Source organism: Streptomyces sp. GL_148 (genome assembly GCF_057834205.1).
Genome location: NZ_CM174396.1, coordinates 1,635,534 through 1,660,731, shown reverse-complemented (window position 1 = coordinate 1,660,731; position 25,198 = coordinate 1,635,534). Strand labels below are relative to the sequence as shown.

25 protein-coding genes are annotated in these 25,198 nt (G+C 72.7%); 17 read left to right on the top strand and 8 right to left on the bottom strand.

All coding sequences use genetic code 11. From position 1 onward, the window contains the following. The first annotated feature begins 148 nt into the window (after positions 1-148). Both pheS and pheT read left to right on the top strand, forming a co-directional pair. Positions 149-1,276: a phenylalanine--tRNA ligase subunit alpha gene (gene pheS, locus AC3IYI_RS07600; protein ID WP_489409462.1), complete on the top strand. Its 1,128-nt coding sequence runs from the start codon at positions 149-151 to the stop codon at positions 1,274-1,276. Then, a complete protein-coding gene (pheT, locus tag AC3IYI_RS07595; protein WP_489409461.1) occupies positions 1,276-3,804 on the top strand; it encodes a phenylalanine--tRNA ligase subunit beta in 2,529 nt (842 codons plus the stop codon). The genes pheS and pheT overlap by 1 nt, the downstream gene beginning before the upstream one ends. Positions 3,805-4,481: 677 nt before the next feature. Here pheT and AC3IYI_RS07590 read toward each other — a convergent pair. Beyond that, entirely contained in the window at positions 4,482-6,536 is a 2,055-nt protein-coding gene (locus tag AC3IYI_RS07590) for a proline-rich domain-containing protein (RefSeq protein WP_489409460.1), read from the bottom strand. 175 nt (positions 6,537-6,711) lie between these two features. Between AC3IYI_RS07590 and AC3IYI_RS07585 the strand changes: the two genes are divergently transcribed. After that, complete coding sequence (locus tag AC3IYI_RS07585; protein WP_489409459.1) at positions 6,712-8,049, top strand: NsdA family TPR-like regulatory protein; 1,338 nt, start codon at positions 6,712-6,714, stop codon at positions 8,047-8,049. A gap of 100 nt (positions 8,050-8,149) precedes the next feature. Next, complete coding sequence (locus tag AC3IYI_RS07580; RefSeq protein WP_489409458.1) at positions 8,150-8,680, top strand: NUDIX hydrolase; 531 nt, start codon at positions 8,150-8,152, stop codon at positions 8,678-8,680. A gap of 25 nt (positions 8,681-8,705) precedes the next feature. On the opposite strand, the gene AC3IYI_RS07575 is transcribed toward AC3IYI_RS07580, so the two are convergent. Beyond that, the gene (locus AC3IYI_RS07575; protein ID WP_327251867.1) at positions 8,706-9,602 is read right to left on the bottom strand and encodes a 3-hydroxybutyryl-CoA dehydrogenase; all 897 of its coding nucleotides are present in this window, start codon (positions 9,600-9,602) and stop codon (positions 8,706-8,708) included. A gap of 151 nt (positions 9,603-9,753) precedes the next feature. Between AC3IYI_RS07575 and AC3IYI_RS07570 the strand changes: the two genes are divergently transcribed. Then, entirely contained in the window at positions 9,754-11,016 is a 1,263-nt protein-coding gene (locus AC3IYI_RS07570) for a glycoside hydrolase family 10-like protein (protein ID WP_489409457.1), read from the top strand. 36 nt (positions 11,017-11,052) lie between these two features. Here the strand turns inward: AC3IYI_RS07570 and AC3IYI_RS07565 are convergent, their stop codons facing one another. Beyond that, entirely contained in the window at positions 11,053-11,250 is a 198-nt protein-coding gene (locus tag AC3IYI_RS07565; protein ID WP_489409456.1) for a DUF1918 domain-containing protein, read from the bottom strand. Positions 11,251-11,290: 40 nt separating this feature from the next. After that, positions 11,291-12,241, bottom strand: coding sequence for a DMT family transporter (locus tag AC3IYI_RS07560; RefSeq protein WP_489409455.1), 951 nt, complete (start codon positions 12,239-12,241; stop codon positions 11,291-11,293). Here AC3IYI_RS07560 and AC3IYI_RS07555 point away from each other — a divergent pair. From AC3IYI_RS07555 to AC3IYI_RS07545, 3 genes are all read left to right on the top strand, one after another. Then, positions 12,240-13,685 carry an aminotransferase-like domain-containing protein gene (locus tag AC3IYI_RS07555; RefSeq protein ID WP_489409454.1) on the top strand — a complete coding sequence of 482 codons (1,446 nt, stop codon included), beginning with the start codon at positions 12,240-12,242 and terminating at the stop codon, positions 13,683-13,685. The two genes, AC3IYI_RS07560 and AC3IYI_RS07555, sit on opposite strands and share 2 nt — an antisense overlap. Before the next feature lie 114 nt (positions 13,686-13,799). Further along, positions 13,800-14,375 (top strand): histidine phosphatase family protein, encoded by a 576-nt coding sequence (locus AC3IYI_RS07550; RefSeq protein ID WP_489409453.1) that lies wholly within the window; start codon positions 13,800-13,802, stop codon positions 14,373-14,375. Positions 14,376-14,442: 67 nt separating this feature from the next. Then, the gene (locus AC3IYI_RS07545; protein ID WP_489409452.1) at positions 14,443-15,243 is read left to right on the top strand and encodes an N-acetyltransferase; all 801 of its coding nucleotides are present in this window, start codon (positions 14,443-14,445) and stop codon (positions 15,241-15,243) included. Here AC3IYI_RS07545 and AC3IYI_RS07540 read toward each other — a convergent pair. Next, a complete protein-coding gene (locus AC3IYI_RS07540) occupies positions 15,240-15,860 on the bottom strand; it encodes a carbohydrate-binding module family 14 protein (RefSeq protein ID WP_489409451.1) in 621 nt (206 codons plus the stop codon). The genes AC3IYI_RS07545 and AC3IYI_RS07540 overlap by 4 nt on opposite strands. A gap of 158 nt (positions 15,861-16,018) precedes the next feature. On the opposite strand from AC3IYI_RS07540, the gene AC3IYI_RS07535 reads away from it, so the two are divergent. After that, positions 16,019-16,477 (top strand): hypothetical protein, encoded by a 459-nt coding sequence (locus tag AC3IYI_RS07535; protein ID WP_489409450.1) that lies wholly within the window; start codon positions 16,019-16,021, stop codon positions 16,475-16,477. Between the two features lie 36 nt (positions 16,478-16,513). Here AC3IYI_RS07535 and AC3IYI_RS07530 read toward each other — a convergent pair whose 3' ends face one another. Then, positions 16,514-17,293, bottom strand: coding sequence for a LysR family substrate-binding domain-containing protein (locus AC3IYI_RS07530; RefSeq protein ID WP_489409449.1), 780 nt, complete (start codon positions 17,291-17,293; stop codon positions 16,514-16,516). Positions 17,294-17,351: 58 nt separating this feature from the next. Between AC3IYI_RS07530 and AC3IYI_RS07525 the strand changes: the two genes are divergently transcribed. From AC3IYI_RS07525 to AC3IYI_RS07515, 3 genes are read left to right on the top strand one after another with little or no spacing between them, the layout of a single operon-like run. After that, a complete protein-coding gene (locus AC3IYI_RS07525) occupies positions 17,352-17,756 on the top strand; it encodes a DUF5997 family protein (protein ID WP_489409448.1) in 405 nt (134 codons plus the stop codon). Positions 17,757-17,799: 43 nt separating this feature from the next. Continuing rightward, entirely contained in the window at positions 17,800-18,231 is a 432-nt protein-coding gene (locus tag AC3IYI_RS07520; protein WP_489409447.1) for a helix-turn-helix domain-containing protein, read from the top strand. Between the two features lie 10 nt (positions 18,232-18,241). Continuing rightward, positions 18,242-18,676, top strand: coding sequence for a VOC family protein (locus AC3IYI_RS07515; RefSeq protein WP_489409446.1), 435 nt, complete (start codon positions 18,242-18,244; stop codon positions 18,674-18,676). Between the two features lie 6 nt (positions 18,677-18,682). Here the strand turns inward: AC3IYI_RS07515 and AC3IYI_RS07510 are convergent, their stop codons facing one another. Beyond that, positions 18,683-19,420, bottom strand: coding sequence for a DUF6215 domain-containing protein (locus tag AC3IYI_RS07510; RefSeq protein WP_489409445.1), 738 nt, complete (start codon positions 19,418-19,420; stop codon positions 18,683-18,685). A gap of 171 nt (positions 19,421-19,591) precedes the next feature. On the opposite strand from AC3IYI_RS07510, the gene argC reads away from it, so the two are divergent. From argC to AC3IYI_RS07485, 5 genes are read left to right on the top strand one after another with little or no spacing between them, the layout of a single operon-like run. Further along, complete coding sequence (gene argC / locus AC3IYI_RS07505) at positions 19,592-20,620, top strand: N-acetyl-gamma-glutamyl-phosphate reductase (RefSeq protein ID WP_489409444.1); 1,029 nt, start codon at positions 19,592-19,594, stop codon at positions 20,618-20,620. Continuing rightward, positions 20,617-21,774 (top strand): bifunctional glutamate N-acetyltransferase/amino-acid acetyltransferase ArgJ, encoded by a 1,158-nt coding sequence (gene argJ, locus AC3IYI_RS07500; protein ID WP_489409443.1) that lies wholly within the window; start codon positions 20,617-20,619, stop codon positions 21,772-21,774. Before argC ends, argJ begins: the two co-directional genes overlap by 4 nt. Further along, positions 21,771-22,706, top strand: coding sequence for an acetylglutamate kinase (gene argB, locus AC3IYI_RS07495; RefSeq protein ID WP_489409442.1), 936 nt, complete (start codon positions 21,771-21,773; stop codon positions 22,704-22,706). The genes argJ and argB overlap by 4 nt, the downstream gene beginning before the upstream one ends. Further along, positions 22,703-23,902: an acetylornithine transaminase gene (locus AC3IYI_RS07490; RefSeq protein ID WP_489409441.1), complete on the top strand. Its 1,200-nt coding sequence runs from the start codon at positions 22,703-22,705 to the stop codon at positions 23,900-23,902. Before argB ends, AC3IYI_RS07490 begins: the two co-directional genes overlap by 4 nt. A gap of 22 nt (positions 23,903-23,924) precedes the next feature. After that, a complete protein-coding gene (locus AC3IYI_RS07485) occupies positions 23,925-24,461 on the top strand; it encodes an arginine repressor (protein ID WP_327307631.1) in 537 nt (178 codons plus the stop codon). 28 nt (positions 24,462-24,489) lie between these two features. Here AC3IYI_RS07485 and AC3IYI_RS07480 read toward each other — a convergent pair whose 3' ends face one another. Next, positions 24,490-25,197 (bottom strand): L,D-transpeptidase family protein, encoded by a 708-nt coding sequence (locus AC3IYI_RS07480; RefSeq protein ID WP_489409440.1) that lies wholly within the window; start codon positions 25,195-25,197, stop codon positions 24,490-24,492. Position 25,198 lies beyond the last annotated feature (1 nt).

Sequence of the window (25,198 nt, the reverse complement as noted above, 5' to 3'; positions counted from 1 at the left end):
TGCGGAGCGTCTCGCCAGGCGGCCCACGGGCCCCTTCACCCCCAGCGACCTTTAGACTCGACCTTTGGCACCTTTGTGTCCTAGTGCCGAGCGCGTCCTGCGCGTCGCGCGGGGGACCACCAGCCAGCCATCGGAAGTACGGGAAGAGATGTCGGCACCGAACAAGTCCTACGACCCTGTCGAGGTCGAGGCACTGAAACCGGAAGAGATCGAGCGCATGCGGGACGAGGCGCTCGCCGCCTTCGCCGCCGCAGGCGACCTCGACGAACTTCGCGAGGCGAAGACCGCGCACATGGGCGACCGCTCGCCCCTGGCGCTCGCCAACCGAGAGATCGGCGCGCTGCCCCCGCAGGCCAAGGCCACCGCGGGCAAGCTCGTGGGCCAGGCCCGCGGCGCCGTGAACAAGGCCTTCGGGGCCCGCACGGTCGCGCTCGAAGCCGAGCGCGACGAGCGGGTGCTGGTCGAGGAGGCAGTGGACGTCACGCTGCCCTACGACCGGGTTCCGGCCGGCGCCCGGCACCCCCTGACCACGCTGATGGACCGCATCGCGGACATCTTCGTGGCCATGGGGTACGAGGTCGCGGAGGGCCCCGAGGTCGAGGCGGAGTGGTTCAACTTCGACGCCCTCAACTTCACGCCCGACCACCCCGCGCGCCAGATGCAGGACACCTTCTTCGTCCGGGGGCCGGAAGGCACCGAGGGCGACGAGTCCGGTGTCGTGCTGCGTACTCACACCTCCCCGGTGCAGGCGCGCTCGCTGCTGGAGCGCAAGCCCCCCGTCTACATCGTGTGCCCGGGGCGGGTGTACCGCACCGACGAGCTCGACGCGACGCACACCCCGGTCTTCCACCAGGTCGAGCTGCTCGCCGTGGACGAGGGCCTGACCATGGCGGACCTCAAGGGCACCATGGACCACATGGTGCAGGAGCTGTTCGGCGAGGGCACCACCACGCGCCTGCGCCCGCACTTCTTCCCCTTCACCGAGCCGTCCGCCGAGATGGACATGCAGTGCTACGTGTGCCGCGGCGAGTCGGTGGGCAACCCCGACCGGCCGTGCCGCACCTGCTCCAGCGAGGGCTGGATCGAGCTCGGCGGCTGCGGCATGGTCAACCCGAAGGTGCTCACCGCCTGCGGTGTGGACCCGGAGAAGTACAGCGGGTTCGCCTTCGGCTTCGGCATCGATCGGATGCTGATGTTCCGCCACAACGTTGAAGACATGCGAGACATGGTCGAGGGTGACATCCGTTTCACCCGGCCGTTCGGGATGGAGATCTGATGCGGGTCCCGCTTTCTTGGCTGCGGGAGTACGTCGACCTCCCCGCGGGTGAAACCGGTCGCGACGTGGCCCACAAGCTCGTCGACGCCGGCCTCGAGGTCGAAACCGTCGAGCAGCTCGGCGGTGGGCTCAAGGGCCCGCTCGTCGTCGGCCAGGTGCTGACCATCGAGGAGCTCGAGGGCTTCCGCAAGCCGATCCGCTTCTGCACGGTGGACGTCGGCCAGGCCAACGGAACCGGCCTGCCGCAGGAGATCGTCTGCGGCGCCCGGAACTTCTCCGTCGGCGACAAGGTCGTCGTGGTCCTGCCCGGCGCGGTCCTGCCCGGCGACTTCGCGATCGCCGCGCGCGAGACGTACGGCCGCACCTCGCACGGCATGATCTGCTCCGGCGACGAGCTGGGCATGGGCGACGACGGCACGCACGGCATCATCGTGCTGCCGCACGAGCACGAGGTCGGCACCGACGCGATCAAGCTCCTGGAGCTCGTCGACGAGGTCCTCGACATCGACATCACCCCGGACCGCGGCTACTGCATGTCCATGCGCGGGGTGGCCCGCGAGGCCGCCACCGCCTACGGCCTGCCGCTGCGCGACCCGGCGCTGCTCGACGTGCCCGCGCCGAACTCGTACGGCTACGCCGTCAAGATCGACGACCCGCAGGGCTGCGACCGCTTCACCGCGCGCACGGTGACCGGCCTCGACCCCGAGGCGCGCTCCCCGATCTGGCTCACGCGCCGCCTCCAGAAGGCGGGCATGCGCCCGATCTCGCTCGCCGTCGACATCACCAACTACGTGATGCTCGAACTCGGCCAGCCGCTGCACGCCTACGACCGCTCGCGGATCGACGGCACCATCGGCGTCCGCCGGGCCGAGCAGGGCGAGAAGTTCACCACCCTGGACGGCGTCAAGCGCACGCTCGACGCCGAGGACCTGGTGATCACCGACAACAGCGGCCCGATCGGGCTCGCCGGTGTCATGGGCGGCGCCAACACCGAGATCGCGGACTCCGTCACCGACCCGCAGACCGGAGCCGTCAGCGGCACCACCGACGTGGTCGTCGAGGCCGCGCACTTCGACTCCGTGTCGATCTCGCGCACCGCCCGCCGCCTCAAGCTGTCCTCCGAGGCCTCCAAGCGCTTCGAGCGCGGCGTCGACCCGCAGGCCGCCGCCGCTGCCGCGCAGCGCACCGTCGACCTGCTCGTGCTGCTCGCGGGCGGCACCGCCGAGGCCGGCGTCACCGAGCTCACCGCCCCGGGCGCCCCGCGCACCATCGCGATGAGCGCGGACCACCCCGACAAGGTCGCGGGCATGGAGTACGGCCGGGAGACCGTCGTACGCCGCCTGCAGGAGGTCGGCTGCGACGTCTACGGCCAGGACGAGCTCGTCGTCACGGCGCCCTCGTGGCGGCCCGACCTCGCCGAGCCCAACGACCTCGCCGAGGAAGTCATCCGGCTGGAGGGCTACGGGAACCTCCCCTCCACCCTCCCGCAGGTGCCCTCCGGCCGCGGTCTGACCGCCCGGCAGCAGCTGCACCGCCGGGTCGGCCGCGCGCTGGCCGGCGCGGGCTACGTCGAGGCGCTCAGCTACCCCTTCCTGGGCGAGGGCGTCTTCGACCAGCTCCAGCTGCCCGCCCACGACGCCTCCCGCCAGGTCGTCAAGCTGGTCAACCCGATCTCCGACGAGGAGCCGGCGCTGCGCACCACGCTGCTGCCGGGTCTGCTCGGCGCGCTGCGCCGCAACGACAGCCGGGGCAGCCACGACCTCGCCCTCTTCGAGACCGGCTCGGTCTTCCGGGCCGCCGCGCAGCCGGGCGTCGCCGTACGCCTCGGCGTCGACCGGCGTCCCACCGACGAGGAGATCGCCACCCTGAACGCGGCCCTGCCCGCGCAGCCGCGCTACGCCGCGGTCGTGCTCGCCGGTGCCCGTGAGCAGGCCGGCTGGTGGGGCAAGGGCCGTCCGGCCGACTGGGCCGACGCGGTCCAGGCGGCGCGCTCGCTGGCCGTCGAGGCCGGTGCGGAGCTCGTCATCCGCCAGGGCCAGTACGGCCCCTGGCACCCGGGCCGCTGCGCCGAGCTGCTCGTCACCCTGGACGGGGTGGAGACGGTCATCGGCCACGCCGGTGAGCTGCACCCGCGCGTGGTCAAGGCGATGGGCCTGCCGGCCCGCACCAGCGCCATGGAGCTCGACCTGGACCGCCTCGCGGCGGCCGGCGGCGAGGCCCTCCAGGCGCCCCGGATCTCCTCCTTCCCGGTGGCGACCCAGGACGTCGCGCTGATCGTGGACGCGTCGGTGCCGGCTTCGGCCGTCGAGGACGCGCTGCACAAGGGCGCCGGTGAACTGCTGGAGTCCCTGCGGCTGTTCGACGTGTTCGAGGGCGAGCAGGTGGGCGAGGGCAAGAAGTCCCTCGCGTACGCGCTGCGCTTCCGCGCGACCGACCGGACGCTGACCGCCGAGGAGTCCACGGCGGCCCGTGACGCGGCGGTCGCCCTCGCGGGCGAGCGTACGGGGGCGGTGCTGCGCGGCGCGTAGCCGCTGCCGCTCTGTGCTGAGGGGGTGCATCCCGGTTCCGGGGTGTGCCCCCTCACCCGTACCCGGGCTGCGCAGGGTGGTGGGCCGGCCCTGCGGGGCTTGTCCCCTACCCGCCCTTCGCCCGTTCCCCGGGCTGCGCCCGGACCCCCTCGGGGCTCCGCCCCGGACCCCGCGCCTCAAACGCCGGCGGGGCTGGATTGAGCCTGCCCGGCGTTTGAGGGCAACGGGGGGCTGGGGGCAGCGCCCCCAGGTTCGGGAAGGGGCGGGGTGGGGAAGCCGCCCGCAGGGCTTCGTGGTCGGGCCGGGGCGCGGACGTCCGTGCGGCTGGGGCGCGGACGTCCGGGCCGGAATCGGGGACCACGCGGGCCGGGCCCGGTGGGTGGGCCCGGCGCGCGCTCGGTCCGGCTCGGCCGGGGCCCGGCGACCAACCAGGCCCCGGCGGAGCCGAAGCGCGCCGCCCGCCTGCCGTGGAGTGTCGGGCAGACAACAGGACGGGCGGCGCGGTTGACGGGTCGTCGCACTGTACGAGGGGGAGCCGACGACCCGAGCTACCTCTTGGCGAGGCCCTTAAGTGAAGCGCTCGGACGGACCTCCGCGGCAGGGTGCGTATCGCATTTATGCGCGTACAGCGTTCACACCCCGTGTGAACCCCGCACCCACTAGCGTCTCGGATGAGCTTAGGTTTTCCCGGGTGGGGCTGGATGTTCGGCCCCTTGGGACAAGAGTCTCGGGTCGCGCCGTGGCCGCTGTTTGGGCGGGGTGGCGTGGGTGTGCAGGTGGAAGCCTGCGCCGAGTCTGGCCCCGGTCGGCTGGTGCCGGTGGGGGGTGCTCATCGTGTGCGGTGCCTGCCGCCCACGTCGCCGCTGGGTGCGGTGGGTGGGTTGCTGGGGCGGTCGCCCCGCCGGACGCTTTCCACCCGGGCCGGTCGATGCCGGTGTTGCGGGTGGGGCGGGGACCCTGCGTCGTTGCCTGGGCACAGGGCGGTCTCTGGTCCGGCCCGCCTTCGTCCGGTCCGCGCAGGAGTCCTGCGGCCCGGAGGGGGACGGGTCGGGGTGGGTTGGCTCGGGGTGCTGGACGGGTTGGTCCAGTTCCGGGAAGGTGCGGCGGATCAGATAGGTGCCACTCGCACGGTCCAGGACGGTCAGGTGCTGATGTTGTAGCCCGCGGGCGCCGATGCGCTGCCAGGCGGCGACGTCCCGGTCCGCGCTGTAACCACAGTCGGGGTTGGGGCAGGTGGCCCATTTCCAGCCAGGCCGGGTGTTGTCGGGGGCGGCGTAGTGACGGAAGGCGGTCAGACAGCGGGGGCAGTATGTGGAGGTGCCGCGTGCGGGGACGATGACCACGGCGATGCCGTGCCGGGCGGCCTGATGACGCACATCAGCCACGATCTGCCCGCGCACCGAGCCGGAGAGGCGGGTGTTGAGCGTGCGGCCCTTCCCGCGGGACTCCAAGTCCCGCAGGTCCTCCAGATAGATCACCGACGCCCCCCAGCCGCGGGCGTGATCCACCATGAACCGTGCGGCCCCCTTGGCGATCTGCGAATTCAGGCGTTCACGACGCCTGCTGACCCGGGCGTGCTCGGTGCGCAGCACCGCGAGCTTGACGACGGTCTGCGGGTCGGGGCGTCGATCGAGGGCATGTTGGCCGTCGAGGAGTGTCTGGAGGTGGGTGGTTTTGGTCCAGAGGTGTTCGGCGTGGGTGCGGAGTCGGTCGGCTTTGGCCAGTGCCCCGTTCATGCGGAGGAAGACGGGCTGTCCGTCGGTCAGGACGGCCGGTTGGACGCCGCCGGTCAGGGTGAGGGTGCCGCCGGTGAGCAGGGTGTTCAGTCCGTAGTCGAAGGCCACCGCCTGACCGTGCCCGGAGCGCAGCGTCCTGGGCACGGCAGTGGTGTGGGCGACATCCAGGCGCAGCCGCCCGGCGCGCAGGCGCAGGGTCGGGGTGTGCAGCGCTGCGGCGGCGTCGACGGTGGGCGGCAGGCGGAGCCGGATCCGTACCGGACGCCAGTCGGCACGGGTGCGCGGGTCGGGGCGTACCGGGAGCCGCACGGTCAACACCGCATGGTGGGTGGGGTCGTCCTCGCACCGAGTCAGGGTGGCGAGCTGTTTGTCGGCGGCCGCCAGCACCACCTGATGGCCGCCGCCCGGGGCCGCCTCCAGCTCACACAGACCAATCGGCAGACGACGGTGTTGGGTGGCGAAGCGCTGTACCTGCCGGGTACGGGAACGGAAGACAGAAGCGGGCACCGCAGCTCCGTCCGGGCAGGCGTCCCGCAGTGCCGTCCATTCCTCCTCGGTGCGTTTCATCGGGTCACCGCCGGCAGGCCAGGTGGTCAGGACCGCGTCCACCAGCCCGGCCCGCCATTCGGCCGAGCGCAGTACCCGCCCGGCCTGCTCCTCCGCGACCCGCCGGACCCGGTCAGGCACATACAGGCCCTCCAGCACGGTCGCGGTCCAGCCCAGCGTCCGCAACGCCATCCACGCGTTCGACGGCAACCGCTCACCCGACGGCCCGACACCCGAAGCAAGCAGGGCCAGCTCCGCCCGAGACCAGTGCCCGCCGATCACCCCGGCGGCCATCGACTCCACCAATGCCGTCAGCCAGCCCACCCGCTCACCCAGCGCGGCGGTATTCAGCACCTCACCAGAAACGGTGTCCAGGCCCCGGAACGCCGTCGCGGACGCGCACGCCACCCGGCCCGTCTCCCCTTCACCCAGCGCGATCTTCCGCCGCACACCCACACCCCCGCCCCGCCCGCGACCTACTGTCCGATCATCGGACCCACATGCGAAACGAGCCCAACCCGACAAGGACACGCAACACGACAAGATCCCGTCCAACACCCAGGAAAACCAGACCAACCCAACGACTGCGTGCGACCCTGGATCCGACGAGCCCTTGGAGCGGCCCATGCAGCCCAATGCCCTGCTCGACGCCCTCCTCGCCGAGGCGGGCATGTCCCACGCAGGACTCGCCGCGTACGTGAACCAGGCGGGACGCTCCCGCGGACTCGCCCTGCGCTACGAACACACCGCCGTGGCACGGTGGTTGAAGGGCCAGCGCCCGCGCGGCCAGGTACCGGACCTGATCTGTGAGGTGATCGGGGGCCGGCTGCGGCGGCCGCTCACCCTCGACGACATCGGCCTCGGCGTTCCCGGACAGCCCGCCGAACCGCACGGGTCTGCGCTCAGCGGCTTCGTCGACCGCGCCGCCGCCCTGTGGCGCTCCGACGGCAACGGCCGGCAGCCCCTCGACGCCGGGGCCCTCACCGGCACCCCCGCGGTGATGCCCGTGTGGGAGTGGGAGAACCCGCCGGAGGACGCCGACGTGTCCCGCGAGGGGCCGACCCGCGTCGGACCCGAGCACGTGGAGATCCTGAAGGCCGCCCGCGCCCACTACGAGCTGATGTACCGCCGGGCCGGCGGCGTGGCCACCCGCGACCGGGTCGTCCGCTTCCTCGGCACCGAGACCGCCCCCATGCTGCGCGGCAGTTACTCCGATGGACTCGGCCGCAGCCTGCACCGGGCCGGAGGTTCCCTGGTGGCCGTGGCGGGGATCTGCGCGTACGACTCGGACGCGCACGGGCTGGCCCAGCGCTACTTCCACCAGGCGCTGAGGCTGGCCAAGGCGAGCGGGGACCGCGGGCTCGGGGCCTATGTGATCGCGCTGATCGTCAACCAGTGCCTGCACCTACGGGAGTTCCGCCAGGCCGTGGCCTTCGCCGAGGCCGCCCTGCGCGCGGCCGGCCCGCACACCACCCCGGCCCTGGCCGCGGACCTGTACGCCATGCAGGCCAAGGCGTACGCCCAACTCGGCGATACGAGAGCCGCGTTGGCCTGCATCCTCAAGGCGGAGGCGGCGGCGGAGCGGATCCATCCCGGCACGGAGCCGGACGAGACGGGGTACGTACAGCCCGGGCTGGTCAACGTACAGGTGGCGGAGGCGCTGCTCGGTCTGGGGGATCTGCGGGCGGCCCGGGAGCAGGCTTCGGCCGCGGTCGGGACTCCCGCGCACGACCGGGGCCGGGTGCACCGGCTCGCGATGCTGTGCGAGATCCAGCTGCGCCAGGGCGAGGCCGATCAGGCGGTGGCCTCGGCGGCCGAAATGGCCGAGCGGGCCAAGGGGATGGAGTCCCTGCGCCTGCGCGACCGGCTGCGCGCGGTCCGGGAACAGCTGCTGACCAGTGGTTGTTCGGGGGCCGAGGGTGCGGCCGAGCTCATCGACGGGGCGCTGCGCGTTCCGCTGTGACATCCCCGCGGCGTTCTCTGCGCCGCCCTTTGCGCGTTCCCCTGGGCGGGGGTGAACTGCTGCCATGTTGCCACCTACTCGATCGGAAGGTGGCAGAACCGTGCAGTGGACGAACCTGAGTGAGCAAACCGTGTACACGAACCGCTGGTTCGACGTGAATCTCGCCGATGTGGAGCTCCCCGACGGCCGGCACCTGGACCACTTCGTCATCCGGCTGCGCCCGGTCGCCGTCGCCACGGCCGTCAACGAGGCCAACGAGGTGCTGCTGCTGTGGCGCCACCGCTTCATCACCGACAGCTGGGGCTGGGAACTGCCCGCCGGGGTCGTCGAGGACGGGGAGTCCGTGGAGCGCGCGGCCGCCCGCGAGATGGAGGAGGAGTCGGGCTGGCGGCCCGGCCCCCTGCACCACCTGATGACCGTCGAGCCGTCCAACGGGCTGACCGACGCCCGCCACCACCTCTACTGGGCGGACGGGGCCACGTACACGGGCCACCCCGAGGACGACTTCGAGTCCTCGCGCCGCGAGTGGGTACCGCTCAAGCTGGTCCCCGACATGATCGCGCGAGGCGAGATCCCGGCCGCCAACATGGCGGCCGGGCTGTTGCTGCTGCACCACCTGCGGCTCGGCTGAGCCGCAGGTGGGCGCCCGTACGGGGTCAGCTGTACGGGTAGAAGCCCGAGCCGGTCTTGCGGCCGAGGCGGCCGGCGTCGACCATGCGCTGGAGCAGCGGGGGAGCCGCGTACAGGGGCTCCTTGAACTCCGCGTACATCGAGTCGGCCACCGAGGCCACCGTGTCCAGACCGATGAGGTCCGCGAGCTTCAGCGGGCCCATCGGGTGGGCGCAGCCCAGCTCCATGCCGTTGTCGATGTCCTCGCGGCTCGCGATGCCCGACTCGAACATCCGGATCGCGGACAGCAGGTACGGGATGAGGAGCGCGTTGACGACGAAGCCGGAACGGTCCTGGGCGCGGATCGCGTGCTTGCCCAGCGCGCCGCCGACCAGGGCCTCGGCGCGCTTGATCGTCTCGTCGCTCGTGGTCAGCGCCGGGATCAGCTCGACGAGCTGCTGCACCGGGGCCGGGTTGAAGAAGTGGATGCCGATGACCTGGTCGGGACGCGAGGTCGCGACGGCCAGCTTGACCAGCGGGATCGAGGAGGTGTTGGAGGCCAGGATCGCGTCCGGGCGGGTGACCACCTGGTCGAGGACCTGGAAGATCTCCGTCTTGACCTGCTCGTTCTCGACGACCGCCTCGATGACGAGGTCGCGGTCGGCGAACTCGCCGAGGTCGGTGGTGAACGAGAGGCGGGCCAGCGTCGCGTCCCGCTCCTCCTCGCTGATCTTGCCGCGTTCGGCGGCCCTGGTCAGAGAGGTGTGCAGCCGGGTCCGCCCGAGTTCGAGGGCCTCGCCGGTGGTTTCGGCGACCATCACCTCGAGCCCGCTCCGGGCGAACACCTCCGCGATGCCCGCGCCCATCTGGCCGCAACCCACTACGCCGACGCGTGCGATGTCGTCTGGGAGGTCCGTCACATCGTGCCTTTCGCTGCTCTCCATCGCGGGTCCCCCGTACTCGTGCAGTGGTAACTGCGTTCCGGCGCCCGCCACGCCCCCCGACGTTACCCCCGTCCTTGCCCGGCGTGGCGGGCCGGGGCGGGCATGCTGGGCGGACACGGGGCAATGTCACGGAGCGGAACGGAGTCGTCACATGGCGTCCATCGGAAGGCGGAGCATGCTCGCGGTCGCGGCCGGGGTGCTGGCGGCGGTGGCGACGGCGGCCCCGGCGAGAGCGGGGCGGCCGTCGGAGGCGGGCGAGGGGGAGCGGGTGCGCGGCGCGGGCGAGGCAGCGTTCCGCGGGATGTGGGTCGCCTCCGTGCAGAACGTGGACTGGCCGTCGCAGAGCGGGCTCTCCGCGCGGGAGCAGCGCGCCGAACTGCTGGCGCTCCTCGACACCGCCGTCGCCCGCCGCCTCAACGCGGTGATCCTCCAGGTCCGGCCGACCGCCGACGCGATGTGGCCCTCGGCGCGCGAGCCCTGGTCGCAGTGGCTGACCGGCGAGCAGGGGGTCGACCCCGGCTGGGACCCGCTCGGCACGGCGGTCGCCGAAGCGCACGCCCGGGGGCTGGAACTGCACGCCTGGTTCAACCCGTACCGGGTGGCCAACCACACCGACCGGAGCCTGCTGGCACCCGGGCACCCGGCCCGCCGCAACCGGGGCTGGACCGTGCCCTACGGCGGCAAGCTGTACTACAACCCCGGACTTCCGGAAGTCCGCCGCTTCGTGCAGGACGCCATGCTCGACGCCGTCGCCCGCTACCCCCTCGACGGGGTCCACTGGGACGACTACTTCTACCCCTACCCCGTCGAGGGCCGAGACTTCGACGACGACGCCGCCTACGAGCAGTACGGCCGGGCCTTCGCGACCCGCGCCGCCTGGCGCCGCCACAACACCGACACCCTGGTCCGCGAGATGTCCGAGCGGCTGCGGGCGCTGCGCCCCCGGGCGCGCTTCGGCATCAGCCCCTTCGCCGTCTGGCGCAACTCCGACCGTGATCCGCTCGGTTCGCCGACGCGGGCGGGCGTCGCCACGTACGACGACCTGTACGCGGACACCCGCAAGTGGGTGCGCGAGGGCTGGATCGACTACATCGTGCCGCAGGCGTACTGGCAGCTGGGGCATCCGGCCGCCGACTACGCCGCCATCGTCCCCTGGTGGGCGCGCACGGTCGCGGGCACCCGCGTGCAGCTCTACGTGGGGGAGGCGCTGTACCGCTGCGATGCGCAGAGCTCCACCGCCGCCTGGCGCGATCCGCGCGAGCTGTCCCGGCACCTGCGGTTCGCCGCCGGATACCCGGAGGTCCGCGGCCACGCCTACTTCTCCGCGAAGCAGGTGGTCGCGGACCCCAACGGGGCGTTGGCCCAGGTGGTCGCCGACCACTATCCGACGGTGGTGGCGGTGCCACCGCGCTGACCCGGCTCTGTTCGGGGAGCCCTCAGGGGCGGCCCGTCAGTCGTCGTGGTCGGCGGGGTGCTTCACGACGCAGTCGGGGCCGGGGGACATGACGGCCTCGTGTCCGTCCGTGAAGCGGACGCGGTAGGGAGGGGTGCCGTTCTCTCCCAGGACCTGGGTGATCTCACCGACCTTGTCGTGCTGGCCCACGATCCTGCCGTGCTGAACCAGCTGGTCGCCCTCGGTCGCGCGCATGCTGACCTCCTCGGTGGCGGTCCGATCCGGTGCTAGCAGTTTAGGTCGTGTCGCCCCTTTTTGGCCCATCGGGCCGCTGCGTCACCGCGATGCAGACGAGCACAGCGCAGGCGGCGACGGGCGCGGCCGGGGACAGGCGTTCGCCGAGCAGCAGCACCGACCACAGCAGGGTCAGCAGCGGCTGCGCGAGCTGGAGCTGGCTGGCGCGGGCCGCGCCGATCTCGGCCATGCCCCGGTACCAGACGAAGAGGCCGAGGAAGGAGGAGCCGACCGCCACCCAGACGAGCCCGGCCACCCCGCGGCCGGTCGGATCGGCCGGTTCGCAGGCGAGCCCGAGCACGGAACCGGCCACGCCGATGGGCAGGCACAGCACCAGCGCCCAGGCGATCACCTGCCAGCCGGGCAGCAGCCGGGCCAGGCGCCCGCCCTCGGTGTACCCGGCGGCGCACACCAGCAGTGCGGCGAAGAGGAAGGCGTCGCCGGCCGAGAGGGCGCCGCCGCTCTGGGCCACGGTGAAGCCGAGGACGACGACCGCGCCGGCGACGGCCGCGGCCCAGAACCGCCGGGAGGGCCGGGCTCCGGTGCGCAGTGAGGAGACGACCGCGGTGGTCAGCGGCAGCAGGCCGACCACCACGGCGGCGTGCGAGGTGGTGGAGGTCTGCAGGGCGAGGGTGGTCAGCAGGGGGAAGCCGACGACCACACCGCCCGCGACGACCGCCAGCCCCGCCCAGTGAGCGCGGGCGGGCACCGGGACGCGCAGGGCCAGCAGGAAGGCTCCGGCCGTCAGGCCCGCGAGCAGACAGCGCAGGCCGAAGAGCGACCACGGGCCGAAGCTCTCCAGGCCCCATGCGGCGCCGGGGAAGGTCAGCGAGAACGTGACGACGCCGGCCGCCGCGAGGGTGGTGCCCCCGAGGACGGGGCGGGGCCGACGTGCCGCGGTACCTCGAACTGCTATCGCGTTGCGGAGAGTAGCGCTATTCTGTGCTGTCATGTACGAGCGTAGCAGCGTGGCAGAACTGGCGGAATCCCTTCGGGTCGAGCTCGACCGCTACTCGGTGGGTGGAAAGCTCCCGTCGAGCCGGGCCCTGGTCGAGCGGTACCGGGTCAGTCCCGTCACCGTCTCCCGGGCCCTCGCCCAGCTCGCCGCCGAAGGCCTGGTGGTCACCCGCCCCGGCGCCGGGGTCTACCGCGCGCAGCCCCGTACGCAGGCCCCCGCGCCCGGCGACACCTCCTGGCAGGCCGTCGCCCTGAGCGCCGAGGACTCCGACGAGGTGGTGCCGCGCTCCGTCGACGCCTCCGGGGTGCTGGTCACCCTGGCCGCCCCGCCCGCCGGGGTCATCGAACTGCACAGCGGCTACCTGCACTCGGCGCTCCAGCCCGAGCGGGCCATGGCGGCGGCCCTCGCCCGGGCCGGCCGGCGGCCCGGAGTGTGGGGGCGGCCGCCCGTGGAGGGCCTGGCGGAACTGCGGGACTGGTTCGCCCGCGAGATCGGTGGCCCGATCGCGGCCGGGGACGTGCTGGTGACCGCGGGCGGCCAGAGCGCGCTCGCCACCGCACTGCGGGCGCTCGCCCCGCCCGGGGCGCCGATCCTCGTCGAATCCCCGACCTACCCGGGGCTGCTGGCCCTCGCGCGGGCCGCCGGCTGCCGGCCGGTGCCCGTCCCGGTGGACGCGGACGGGGTTCGGCCGGAGCTGCTGGCGGCCGCCTTCGAAGCGACCGGGGCGCGGGTGTTCGTATGCCAGCCGCTGTTCCAGAACCCGACCGGGGCCGTACTGTCCGGCGAGCGGCGGGGAGAGGTCCTGCGGATCGCGCGCGCCGCAGGGGCGTTCGTACTGGAGGACGACTACGCGCGGTCCCTGGCCCACGAGGACTCGGGCCCGCTGCCCGCGCCGCTCGCCGCCGAGGACCCGGACGGGGTGGTCGTCCACGTGCGGTCGCTGACCAAGGTCACCTCGCCCAGCCTGCGGGTGGGCGCCCTGGCGGCCCGGGGCCCCGTCTTCGACCGGCTGCGCGCCATCCAGGTCGTGGACACCTTCTTCGTGCCCCGGCCGCTCCAGGAGGCCGCCCTGGAACTGGTCGGCGCGCCCGCCTGGCCGCGCCACCTCAAGGCCGTCGCCTCCGAGCTGCGCCACCGCCGGGACGTGCTCACGGGGGCGCTGCGGCGGGAACTGCCGGAGCTGGAGGTGCCCCATCCGCCGCGCGGCGGCTACCAGTTGTGGGCGCGGCCCGGCGGGGGCGGCGACGACGCGGCCTTCGTGGCGGCCGCCCTGCGGGCCGGGGTCGCGGTCGCGCCGGGACGGCCGTACTTCTGCGCGGAACCGCCCGGTCCGTATCTCCGGCTGAGCTTCGCCGGGGTGTCCGGCGCGGGCGAGCTGACGGAGGCCGTCCGGCGGCTGCGGACGGCCGGCCTGGGAGGCGCCGGCGGCGGGGGCTGAGGCGGGCCCTGAGAGGCGCTGAGGCGGCGGCCGAGCCGGGGGCCCGGGATCCCGGCCGGGGCGGGCTTCGTCTCGATGCTTGACCTCGTGCGACACGCGGATCACCATCGCCGCATGCATGTTCGGGTTTCGCTAGTCGCAGCAGCCCGTGGTACCTCGCTGCTCGCCGAGCGCTTCGACGACGACCGCCCCCTCGACGTGGACGGCTGGCGCGCGGTGGAATCCGCCGCGCGCGGGCTCGTGCCGCTGGGCTCGGCCGAGCTCCGCTACTGTTCGCCGACCTCGCGCAGCCGGGCCACCGGGGCCGCCCTCGGCTACGCCCCGATGGCACAGCCCGCGCTGCGGGAGTGCGACATGGGCTACTGGCGCGGACTCACCCTGGCCGAGGTGGCGGCCCGGGACCCCGCGGCCGTGGACCTCTGGCTCACCGATCCGCACGCCGCCCCGCACGGCGGGGAGTCCCTCCTCGCCTTCATCGCCCGGATCGGCGGCTGGCTCGACACCCGGCCGGCCGACGACGGGGGAGCGATCGTGGCGGTGGCCGAGCCGTCGGTGGTCCGGGCGGCCCTCGTGTACGCCCTGAACGCCCCGCCGCTGACGTACTGGAACGTGGACGTCCGCCCCCTGTCCACGCTCACCCTCGCCGGCCGGCCGCGGAGCTGGCACCTCTCCCTCCAGGCGCCCGTCTGAACCGTCTGAACCGTCTGAACCGGCTAAATCGGTTGAGGCGCACGAGGGGCGTGCCTAGCCTGCGGGCATGGACGACATCACCGACGCGGGCGCCCGGGGCATCCGGATCACCACGCTCGCGGAGCGGCCCGAACTGGCGGCCCGGCTCTGGGACATGAAGGACTCGTGGCCCGAGTTCGCCCAGCACGACGCGCTGGCCTGGCTGCTGTATCCGCGGATGGTGGCCGAGTTCCCGGAGTACGTCCTGATCGCCACGGACGGCGACGCGGTGGTCGCCCGGGGCTTCAGCGTGCCCTTCGCGCAGCACGCGCCGGGCCGCGACGGGGCGCTGCCCGCACAGGGCTGGGACCGGATCCTGATGTGGGCCTTCTCCGACCAGCGGCGCGGGGTCGAGGCCGACACCGTGAGCGCGATCGAGATCAGCGTCGCCACCGACCGGCAGGGCGAGGGCCTGTCCGGCCGGATGCTCGCCGCGATGCGGGAGACCGCCCGGGCGCGCGGTTTCGCCGAGGTGGTGGCACCGGTCAGGCCCAGCGGAAAGCCGGCCGAGCCGGACACCTCGATCCACGCGTACGCGTACCGCATCCGCGAGGACGACCTCCGATCCGTGGATCGAAGGCGCGGAGCGCCGGAGTTCGCTAGAGTCACTGATGACCTCAGTGATAACCAAGCTGAAGTCGCTGAGGTGCAGCATGACTTGAGCGAGTCTCGTACTTGCTCCGGCGGCCGGGAGGGTCGTCGCCGGACAGGCGTGACCTGTCAAACCTGCCAGGGCAACCTAGGGGGGAATCTCCCGGCTTCAGCCGGGAGAGAGCTTCAAGTGGAGCCGAACGTCTGGGTCCGGCGCGAGCTGGACCCCGTCTCCTAGAGCGGCGCGATGGGCGCGGTGGCGGAGGAGGGGAGGTAGATCCCTCCGATGCCCGCGTAGGTAGCCCGGTAGCCGCGCAGGATTTCGTCCAGCGGGATCGTCAGCCGGGCCGGGGTGTCGCACCGGGCGGCTCCGAACTGGTCGGTGACGGCGGTGCAGAGCGTCCGGCCGCCGACGGTGGTGAAGGTGACCGGTACGCCGTCCAGCCCGGCCGGAGCGTCCGCGATCCGCACGGTGGTGCTGAGGTTCTTGACCCCGAAGAGCAGCCCGTTCAGCTTCGCCGGACCGGCCGTGGTGACCGTGGCCACCGCGGGCCGGACCAGCTCGGGGGCCTCGCAGAGCTGCGCGCCGGGGGAGTAGACCTGCCCGGCGGGGCAGGCCACGACGGTGGCGACCCCGCCCGCGCACTGGACGTAGAACCGGTGGTCCTGCAGTCGCGGCAGCCGCCCGGTGGCGCCGCCGGCGCACGAGCCCTCGGCGGCGCTCGCGGGCGCGGCGGCCACGCCCAGGGCGAGGACCGCCCCGGCGGCCAGTGCGGCGAGCGAGGCCCGTCCCTTGCCGGCCAGCCCCTTGAAGGCCGGTCCCTCGAAGGCCAGTCCCTTGCCGATACGTAACACCCTTGCCCCAAGCTCACCCAGTGTGACGAAATGAATACGAAGTGACTATAGGGACGGCCGTGTGGCGGGCGCAACGCCCTCAGGGCATCGCCAGGGAGTGCGAATATCCGCTAGCTTGAACGCGTTCAAGTCGACCGGGCCGGGCAGAGGAGGCGGGCATGGCGGGGATCGTGTCGCCCGAGCGGGGCGCGGCGCGCGGCGGCGTCGCGATGCGCCGGGCGCGGGCCGCCCACCCGTGGCAGCGGGGGATCGCGCTGGCCGCGCTGATCATCCCGGTGCCACTCGTGCTGGAGATGCTCGGGGCGGGGCTGTCGCCCTTCGCGCTGATCGCCCCGCTCCTCCTGCTCGCGGCGCCGCCGGCCCTGCGCGCGAACCGGGCCCGGTTCATGACCTCGTGCGTGGCCCTCGCGGTGGTGCTGCTGGGGTGGTCGGTCTTCGGCGTGCTGGAGGGTGGGTGGGTATTCCTGCCCTCGTCGCTGCTCCTGCTCTGCGCGAACTTCGCCGACCCGCGTGCGTACCCGACCCCGGCCACGGTGTTCACGTTCGCCGCCGTGGTCATCGGGGTAGTGCCGGCCGTCGGCTCGCTGGCCGCCGCTGTCCACCTGCTCGGCGGCTGAGCCCGGGCAGGCGATCACGCGCCCGAAAGGGGCCGCCTAGCGGCCGCGGGGCTTGCCGCGCTTGCCGGTGGACTTGGCCGTGGCCTTGCCGCCCTTGGGGGCGCCGGACCGCGGGTTCCGGGCGGTCGGCTTGCCCCCTGCCTTGGGCGCCGGCTTCCGCGCAGGCTTCGCCTTCTTCTGCTCGGGCTCGGGCTGCGTACGGCCGCGCCCGCGCGAGCTGTTGACGGTCCGCCCGCGCACGATCCCGATGAACTCCTCGACCAGGTCGGGAGTGGCGTCGGCCTCGGGCCACGACAGCGCCACACGCGACTCGGGGGCGTCCAGCAGGGTCCGGTAGGTGAGGTCCTTGCGGTGGTGCAGCCGCGCGAGCGACTGGGGCACGACCAGGAGCCCGATGCCCGCCGCCACCAGCTCGATCGCGTCGGCCGTGGTCTCCGGGCGCTGGAGCGCGGCCTTGCCCGGCAGCTGCTCCCACTCGAGGGTGTCGTCCAGCGGGTGGAGCACGATGTCGTCGGCCAGCTCCGCGAGGGACAGCTCCTCGACGGCGGCCATGATGTGGTCCTTGGGGATCACGACGACCGTGGTCTCGGTGTAGAGCGGGATCGCGCTGAGGCCCGTACGGTCGATCGGCAGCCGGACGAACCCGGCGTCGGCGCCGCCGCCGCGCAGCAGGGCGGGGGCTTCGGCCGGAGCGACCGGGACGAGGGTCAGCGGAACGTCGGGCAGACGCTCCTTCCAGATCCGGACCCACTTCGTGGGAGTCACCCCGGGGACGTATGCGAGCTGGAACGACGGGGGTGTCCGGGAGTCTGTCACCCGGCCAGATTACCGGCCGTGGTCGGAGGTGGCGCACATGCTCGATACCCTTGACCCCATGACGTCGCACCAGACCACCCAGACCATGAAGCCCGCTACTGCGGCGAAGAAGCTGGGTGTGTACCTCGAGGCCACCCCCGCAGAGTTCCAGGAGGGTGTCGTCTCGCGCACCGAGCTGACCGCCCTCCAGGCCGAGCCGCCCCAGTGGCTGCAGGACCTCCGCAACAACGGCCCGCACCCCCGTCCCGTGGTCGCGGCGAAGCTCGGCGTCTCCATCGCCGGTCTGGCGCGCGGCGGTGTCACCGAGGCGCTCACCACGGAGCAGATCGAGGCCCTGAAGCAGGAGATGCCGGAGTGGCTCGCGAAGGAGCGCGCCACCCAGGCCGACGTCCGCAAGGAGACCGTCCGCATCAAGCAGATGCAGGCGGAGAAGGCCGCGAAGACCGAGAAGACCGAGAAGTAGCCGGCAGGCAGGCGGCCGGGTGGCAGCCGGGAGGCCGACGCGCATGACGATCGAGGACCTGGTGCGGCTGCGGCGCGCCCGGGACGTGATGGACCGGGACTACGCCGAGCCGCTGGACGTACCGGCACTGGCGGGCGTCGCCCTCATGTCGCCCGGACATTTCTCCCGCAGCTTCCGGGCGGCCTTCGGTGAGACCCCGTACAGCTATCTGATGACCCGCCGCGTCGAGCGGGCGAAGGCGCTGCTGCGCCGGGGTGACCTGAGCGTGACCGAGGTCTGCTTCGCGGTCGGATGCACCTCGCTGGGGTCGTTCAGCTCGCGCTTCACGGAGCTGGTCGGTGAGACCCCCAGCGCCTACCGGGCCCGGCGGCACGAGGCCGGCGCCGCCATCCCGGCCTGTGTCGCCAAGGTCTTCACCCGGCCCGTCCGCAACTCCGCGGGCTCCGGGAGAGCGGGATCCGCGACCGCGTCGTAGCGTTCGAGACATGGCCATCAAGCTCTCGCAGTGCTTCATCGCCGTCGACGACCACGACAAGGCCCTCGCCTTCTATCGCGACGCCCTCGGCATGGAAGTCCGCAACGACGTTGCGTTCGAGGGGATGCGCTGGGTGACCGTCGCCTCGCCCGAGCAGCCCGACGTGGAGATCGTCCTCGAACCGCCGCTCGCCGATCCCGGCGCCTCGCCGGCCGACCGGCAGGCGGTGGCGGAACTGCTGGCCAAGGGGATGCTCCGCGGGGTGATCTTCTCGACGGACGACGTGGACGCCACCTTCGAGCGGATCCGGGCCGCCGGCGCCGAGGTGCTCCAGGAGCCCGTCGACCAGCCGTACGGGGTCCGCGACTGCGCCTTCCGCGACCCGGCCGGCAACATGCTCCGCTTCAACCAGCCCCGTACCCCGCGCACCCCGCGAACCGGCTGACCGTGCTCAGCCGGCGGCGCCCCACCCGGGGATCGTCGGCAGCACCTGCTCGGCCACGCGCAGCACCACCGCGTCGTCGGGCACCGCGCCGTCGGAGCGCCACAGGTGCAGCTCGTAGGCGCCGCTGCCGCCGTCCTTCGTGTCCCGGGCCACCACGAGGGCGCGGGCCGGGACGCCGGAGCCGGTGCTGGCATCGCTGCCGTCCAGGCGGGAGCTGAAGCTGAGGGTGCGGTCCGAGTAGAAGGTGGCCGGGTGGCCCAGAACCGTCTGCGGCAGCGTGCCGTCCCCCAGGAGCTTGGCCACGGTGGCGACCGTCAGCGGCCCGTCGGAGACCCTCAGGTGCACGGTGTAGGTCTCGAACTCGATCGTGGCCGTGGGGGTGTGGATCTCCTTGTCGCTGCCGAAGGGCTTGGAGGTGCTGCCGCCCCCGTTCGCGTTCTTCACTGCCTCCCCCGGAGTGCCCAGCAGATCGGGGAGATCGGGACGGTGCAGCGCCGCGCACAACTGGGCCCCGGAGATGTTTTCGGACTCGGCCGCGGCGTCGGCCCCCGGCTGCGCGGGCGTCTTCCCCGGCGTCTTCGTGGGCTCCCCGTTCGAGCAGGTGACGGGCTTGCGCTCGCCGCTCGAATTCACCGACTGCCCGGCCACCCAGAGGCCGGCCCCCATGGCCCCGATCAAGGCCACGGCCAGGATGCCCTGGCCTATCGCCGCGCGCGCTGTGATCGTGCCGACCTCTTCGGTCATGTCCCCCACCTGCTGTGATCCCCCGATATGTGCCCCGGGACACTAACCCGGTGATCATCAGGCGGACAAGGGAGTGACACTGGGGAGTGAGGCCGGGTCATCAGGCCGGGTCACTGCTTTGCATAAACGTGCGGTCGTACGTATAGTCATGCCATCGAGGAGGAGGGTCCGATGGTGGTACGTGTAGCGGTGGCCGGTGCGAGCGGATACGCGGGCGGGGAAGTGCTGCGCCTGCTCCTGGCCCACCCCGAGGTCGAGATCGGCGCGCTGACCGCGAACTCCAACGCTGGGCAGCCGCTCGGGGCGCTCCAGCCCCACTTGGTGCCGCTGGCCGGACGCATCCTGGAGCCGACCACGCCCGAGGTGCTCTCCGGTCATGATGTCGTCTTCCTGGCCCTTCCGCACGGGCAGTCCGCCGCCGTGGCCGCCCAGCTGGGCGAGGAGGTCCTCGTCGTCGACATGGGCGCCGACCACCGGCTCCAGGACTCCGCCGACTGGGACAAGTTCTACGGCGCTCCGCACGCCGGGACCTGGCCCTACGGCCTCCCCGAGCTGCCCGGCGCCCGCGCCGCCCTGGCCGGCACCAAGCGCATCGCCGTCCCCGGCTGCTACCCGACCGCCGTCTCGCTCGCACTGTTCCCGGCCTACGCCGCTCAGCTCGCCGAGCCCGAGGCCGTGATCGTCGCCGCCTCCGGCACCTCCGGCGCCGGCAAGGCCCTCAAGCCGAACCTGCTCGGCTCCGAGGTCATGGGCTCCATGAGCCCGTACGGGGTCGGCGGCGGCCACCGCCACACGCCCGAGATGGTGCAAAACCTCAGCCCCCTCGCCGGTCAGCGGGTCTCCGTCTCCTTCACGCCCACGCTGGCGCCGATGCCCCGCGGCATCCTGGCCACCTGCAGCGCCAAGGCGCTGCCGGGCACCACGGCCGACGCGGTCCGCGCCGCGTACGAGAAGGCGTACGCGGACGAGCCCTTCGTGCACCTGCTGCCCGAGGGCCAGTGGCCCGCGACGGCGTCCGTCTACGGTTCCAACGCCGTTCAGATCCAGGTCGCGTACGACGAGGCCGCGCAGCGGATCATCGCGATCAGCGCCATCGACAACCTCACCAAGGGCACCGCCGGCGGCGCGGTCCAGAGCATGAACATCGCCCTGGGGCTCCACGAGAGCCTGGGTCTTTCCACGATCGGAGTCGCACCGTGAGCGTCACGGCAGCACAGGGGTTCACGGCGGCGGGCATCGCCGCCGGGATCAAGGCGAACGGCAATCCCGATCTGGCCCTCGTGGTCAACAACGGGCCGCGCCTGGCCGCAGCGGGCGTCTTCACCTCCAACCGGGTCAAGGCCGCGCCCGTCCACTGGTCCGAGCAGGTCCTGCGCGGCGCCACCGTCAGCGCGGTGGTCCTCAACTCGGGCGGCGCCAACGCGTGCACCGGCCCCAAGGGCTTCCAGGACACCCACGCCACGGCCGAGAAGGTCGCCGAGGCCCTGGGCGGCGAGGTCAACGCCGGCGAGGTCGCCGTCGCGTCCACCGGCCTGATCGGCGTCCTGCTCCCCATGGACAAGCTGCTCCCCGGCATCGAGACCGCGGCCGCCGCGCTCTCCGCCGACGGCGGCGAGGCCGCCGCGATCGCCATCAAGACCACCGACACCGTGCACAAGACGGCCACCGTCTCCCAGGACGGCTGGACGGTCGGCGGCATGGCCAAGGGCGCGGGCATGCTCGCCCCGGGCCTGGCCACCATGCTCGTCGTCCTCACCACCGACGCCGACGTGGACAGCGCCACCCTCGACAAGGCGCTGCGCGCCGCGACCCGCACGACCTTCGACCGGGTCGACTCCGACGGGTGCATGTCCACCAACGACACGGTGCTGCTGCTCGCCTCGGGCGCGTCCGGCCAGGTGCCGGCGTACGAGGCGTTCGCGGAGGCCGTGCGCACGGTCTGCGACGACCTGGCCCGCCAGCTCATCGGTGACGCCGAGGGCGCCAGCAAGGACATCCGCATCGAGGTGATCGGCGCGGCCACCGAGGAGGACGCGGTCGAGGTCGGCCGGTCCATCGCCCGGAACAACCTGCTCAAGTGCGCCATCCACGGCGAGGACCCGAACTGGGGCCGCGTCCTGTCCGCGATCGGCACCACGAAGGCCGCCTTCGACCCGGACCGGCTGAACGTCGCCATCAACGACGTCTGGGTCTGCAAGAACGGCTCCGTCGGCGAGGACCGCGAGCTGGTGAGCATGAAGGGCCGCGAGGTGCGCATCACCGCCGACCTGTCCACCGGTTCCGAGTCCGCGGTCATCTGGGCCAACGACCTGACCGCCGAGTACGTCCACGAGAACAGCGCGTACTCGTCATGAGCACTGCACGCAGGCACACCGCACTGCCCAAGGCCGAGATCCTCATCGAGGCCCTGCCCTGGCTGACGCGGCACAACGGCAAGGTCGTCGTGATCAAGTTCGGCGGCAACGCCATGATCGACGAGGACCTGAAGGCCGCCTTCGCCCAGGACGTCGTCTTCCTGCGCCAGGCCGGCCTGAAGCCGGTCGTCGTGCACGGCGGCGGCCCGCAGATCAACGCCCAGCTCGACAAGCAGGGCCTGGTCAGCGAGTTCAAGGCGGGCCTGCGCGTCACCACGCCCGAGGCGATGGACGTCGTACGGATGGTCCTGGCCGGGCAGGTCCAGCGCGAGCTGGTCGGGCTGCTCAACCAGCACGGGCCGCTGGCCGTCGGCATGACCGGCGAGGACGCCCACACCATCACCGCCACCAAGCACACCCCCGAGATCGACGGCGAGAGCGTCGACATCGGGCGGGTCGGCGAGATCACCGCCATCGACACCGGCGCGATCGAAGCGCTGCTGGCGGACGGCCGGATCCCGGTCATCTCCTCCATCGCGCGCAGCGCCGACGACCACCACGTGTACAACGTGAACGCCGACACGGCCGCCGCGGCGCTCGCCGCCGCACTCGGCGCCGAGACGCTGATGGTCCTCACCGACGTCGAGGGGCTCTACGCGGACTGGCCCAACAGCGACGAGGTCATCAGCAGGCTCACCGTCAGCCAGCTGGAGAAGCTGCTGCCCGAGCTGTCCAGCGGCATGGTCCCGAAGATGGAGGGCTGCCTGCACGCCGTCCGCAACGGGGTGACCACCGCCCGCGTGATCGACGGGCGGGTCCAGCACTCGATCCTGCTGGAGATCTTCACGGACGAGGGAATCGGCACGATGGTCGTGCCCGACGCACAGGCAGTCACCCAGGCAGTCGACACCCAGGGAGGGGACCCCGCATGACCGGCAACCAGGAGTTCGCCGCCCGCTGGCAGGGCGCGCTGACCAATAATTACGGCACCCCCGCGCTGGCCCTCGTACGCGGCGCCGGCGCCCAGGTCTGGGACGCGGACGGCAAGCAGTACACCGACTTCGTCGGCGGCATCGCGGTCAACGCCCTCGGCCACGCCCACCCGGCCATCGTCTCCGCGGTGACCGAGCAGATCTCCACCCTGGGCCACGTCTCCAACCTCTACGCCTCCGAGCCGGTCCTCGCGCTCGGCGAGCGGCTGCTCCAGCTCTTCGGCCGCCCCGGCAAGGTTTTCTTCTGCAACTCCGGTGCCGAGGCCGTCGAGGCCGCCTTCAAGATCGGCCGGCTGACCGGGCGGACCCACATGGTCGCCACCGACGGCGGGTTCCACGGCCGCACCATGGGCGCCCTGGCGCTCACGGGCCAGCCCAAGAAGCAGGGCCCGTTCCTGCCGCTGCCCGGAGATGTCACGCACGTTCCCTACGGGGATGTGGAGGCCCTGCGGGCCGCCGTCACCGAAGAGACCGCGTTCGTGATCATCGAGCCGATCCAGGGCGAGAACGGCGTGATCGTTCCCCCGGCCGGGTACCTGACGGCCGCCCGCGAGATCACCCGGGCCACCGGCACCCTGCTCGTCCTCGACGAGGTGCAGACCGGCATCGGGCGCTGCGGCCAGTGGTTCGAGCACCAGGCCCACGAGGGCGTGGAGCCCGATGTCGTCACACTCGCGAAGGGTCTCGGCGGCGGTCTGCCGATCGGCGCCGTCGCCGCCTTCGGCCCCGTGGCCGACTTGCTCCAGCCCGGCCAGCACGGCACCACCTTCGGCGGCAACCCGGTCGCGTGCGCCGCCGGCCTCGCGGTGATCGACACCATCGCCGCCGACGGACTCCTCGACCAGGTCAAGGAGCGCGGCGAGCGCTTGCGGGGCGGAATCGAAGGATTCGCACACCCGCTCGTCTCGCACGTCCGCGGCGCGGGCCTTCTGCTGGGTATCGTGCTGACCGAGCCGCTCGCACCGCAGGTGCAGCGCGCGGCTCAGGACGCCGGCTTCCTGGTCAACGCGCCCGCCCCCGACGTCGTACGGCTCATGCCTCCGTACGTGCTTTCCGAGGCCGAGGTGGACGCGTTCCTGCAGGCCCTGCCCGGCGTGCTGGACGCGGCGAAGTCCGCCGCGGACGTGGACGGATGATCAATCGGGGAATGGGACGACGATGAGTCAGGCGCAGGAACACGAGTCGAACGGGCAGTCCGTCCCGCAGACCCGCACCGCCCGCCACCGCCGGATCGTGGACATCCTCAACCGGCAGCCGGTCCGCTCCCAGAGCCAGCTGGCCAAGCTGCTCGCCGACGACGGGCTGAGCGTCACCCAGGCGACGCTCAGCCGCGACCTCGACGAGCTCGGCGCGGTGAAGATCCGCAACACGGGCGGCGAGCTGATCTACGCGGTCCCCAGCGAGGGCGGCTTCCGCACTCCGCAGGCGCCGCTCGGCGAGTCGGCGAAGGAGGAGCGCATGCGGCGCCTCTCCGGCGAACTGCTGATCTCGGCGGAGGCCTCCGCGAACCTCGTGGTCCTGCGCACCCCGCCGGGTGCGGCCCAGTTCCTCGCCTCCGCGATCGACCAGGCCGAACTCCAGGCCATCCTCGGCACGATCGCGGGCGACGACACGCTGATGCTGATCAGCCGCGACCCGGCGGGCGGCCAGGCCCTCGCCGACCACCTGCTGAGGCTGGCCCAGAAGGAAGGCTGACCGGCAGGTCGGTACCGGGTGACGGCCGTCAGTACCGGGTGACGGCCAGGTCGCCGGACTCCGTGCCGATCGCGATGTGCGGCTGCCTGTGCGGGTTCGCCCAGCGCAGCACCGCGCGCATCGCGTCCTCGGGGACCGAGACGCAGCCGGCCGTCGCGCCCTTGCCGTTCACGTGCAGGAAGATGCCCGCGCCCCGGCCCCGTACCGGATGCTCGTAGTTGAAGGCGATGACCAGCGCGTGCGCGTACTGCTTCGTGTACGAGACCAGGTGCTCCGCCTCGCCCGGCGCGCAGTCCGCGGGCAGTGGCTCCACCCAGCGGTTGTAGCTCTCCGAGGCATTGTCCTGGCACCACCAGGAGCCGGGGGTCACCCGGCGGTAGCGGTACGCCGTACCGGCCGGGGCGTGCGCGATGCCGAAGGCGTAGGGGAGTGCGTACAGGCCGGCCGGGGTGGTGTCCGTGCCCTGGATCCGGGTCGCGCCGTCGGCCAGCCCGTTCGCGCCGAACCGGGCCGGAGCGCTCCCCGCCGCGTACCAGCGCCCCGCCCACCGGTCCCACCAGGTCAGGCGCCCGGTCGTCGAGCCGGGAGCCGGAGCGACGGCGGTGATCAGTTGACTGCCGCCGCCGGTGTCGGCGAGCAGCGCGGGCAGCGCGTGTAGCGGCGGGTCACCGTGGGGGCCCTGTCCCAGCAGGCTGGTGACGATCAGTGAGGCGGCGAGGAGCGTGGTACGCAGCACA

Bases quoted from the DNA above. Each gene is read 5' to 3' on its own strand.
- pheS (WP_489409462.1), top strand. From the start codon at position 149: ATGTCGGCACCGAACAAGTCCTACGACCCTGTCGAGGTCGAGGCACTG.
- pheT (WP_489409461.1), top strand. From the start codon at position 1,276: ATGCGGGTCCCGCTTTCTTGGCTGCGGGAGTACGTCGACCTCCCCGCG.
- AC3IYI_RS07585 (WP_489409459.1), top strand. From the start codon at position 6,712: ATGCAGCCCAATGCCCTGCTCGACGCCCTCCTCGCCGAGGCGGGCATG.
- AC3IYI_RS07575 (WP_327251867.1), bottom strand. From the start codon at position 9,602: ATGGAGAGCAGCGAAAGGCACGATGTGACGGACCTCCCAGACGACATC.
- AC3IYI_RS07570 (WP_489409457.1), top strand. From the start codon at position 9,754: ATGGCGTCCATCGGAAGGCGGAGCATGCTCGCGGTCGCGGCCGGGGTG.
- AC3IYI_RS07565 (WP_489409456.1), bottom strand. From the start codon at position 11,250: ATGCGCGCGACCGAGGGCGACCAGCTGGTTCAGCACGGCAGGATCGTG.
- AC3IYI_RS07555 (WP_489409454.1), top strand. From the start codon at position 12,240: ATGTACGAGCGTAGCAGCGTGGCAGAACTGGCGGAATCCCTTCGGGTC.
- AC3IYI_RS07560 (WP_489409455.1), bottom strand. From the start codon at position 12,241: ATGACAGCACAGAATAGCGCTACTCTCCGCAACGCGATAGCAGTTCGA.
- AC3IYI_RS07550 (WP_489409453.1), top strand. From the start codon at position 13,800: ATGCATGTTCGGGTTTCGCTAGTCGCAGCAGCCCGTGGTACCTCGCTG.
- AC3IYI_RS07545 (WP_489409452.1), top strand. From the start codon at position 14,443: ATGGACGACATCACCGACGCGGGCGCCCGGGGCATCCGGATCACCACG.
- AC3IYI_RS07535 (WP_489409450.1), top strand. From the start codon at position 16,019: ATGGCGGGGATCGTGTCGCCCGAGCGGGGCGCGGCGCGCGGCGGCGTC.
- AC3IYI_RS07525 (WP_489409448.1), top strand. From the start codon at position 17,352: ATGACGTCGCACCAGACCACCCAGACCATGAAGCCCGCTACTGCGGCG.
- AC3IYI_RS07520 (WP_489409447.1), top strand. From the start codon at position 17,800: ATGACGATCGAGGACCTGGTGCGGCTGCGGCGCGCCCGGGACGTGATG.
- AC3IYI_RS07515 (WP_489409446.1), top strand. From the start codon at position 18,242: ATGGCCATCAAGCTCTCGCAGTGCTTCATCGCCGTCGACGACCACGAC.
- AC3IYI_RS07510 (WP_489409445.1), bottom strand. From the start codon at position 19,420: ATGACCGAAGAGGTCGGCACGATCACAGCGCGCGCGGCGATAGGCCAG.
- argC (WP_489409444.1), top strand. From the start codon at position 19,592: ATGGTGGTACGTGTAGCGGTGGCCGGTGCGAGCGGATACGCGGGCGGG.
- argB (WP_489409442.1), top strand. From the start codon at position 21,771: ATGAGCACTGCACGCAGGCACACCGCACTGCCCAAGGCCGAGATCCTC.
- AC3IYI_RS07490 (WP_489409441.1), top strand. From the start codon at position 22,703: ATGACCGGCAACCAGGAGTTCGCCGCCCGCTGGCAGGGCGCGCTGACC.
- AC3IYI_RS07485 (WP_327307631.1), top strand. From the start codon at position 23,925: ATGAGTCAGGCGCAGGAACACGAGTCGAACGGGCAGTCCGTCCCGCAG.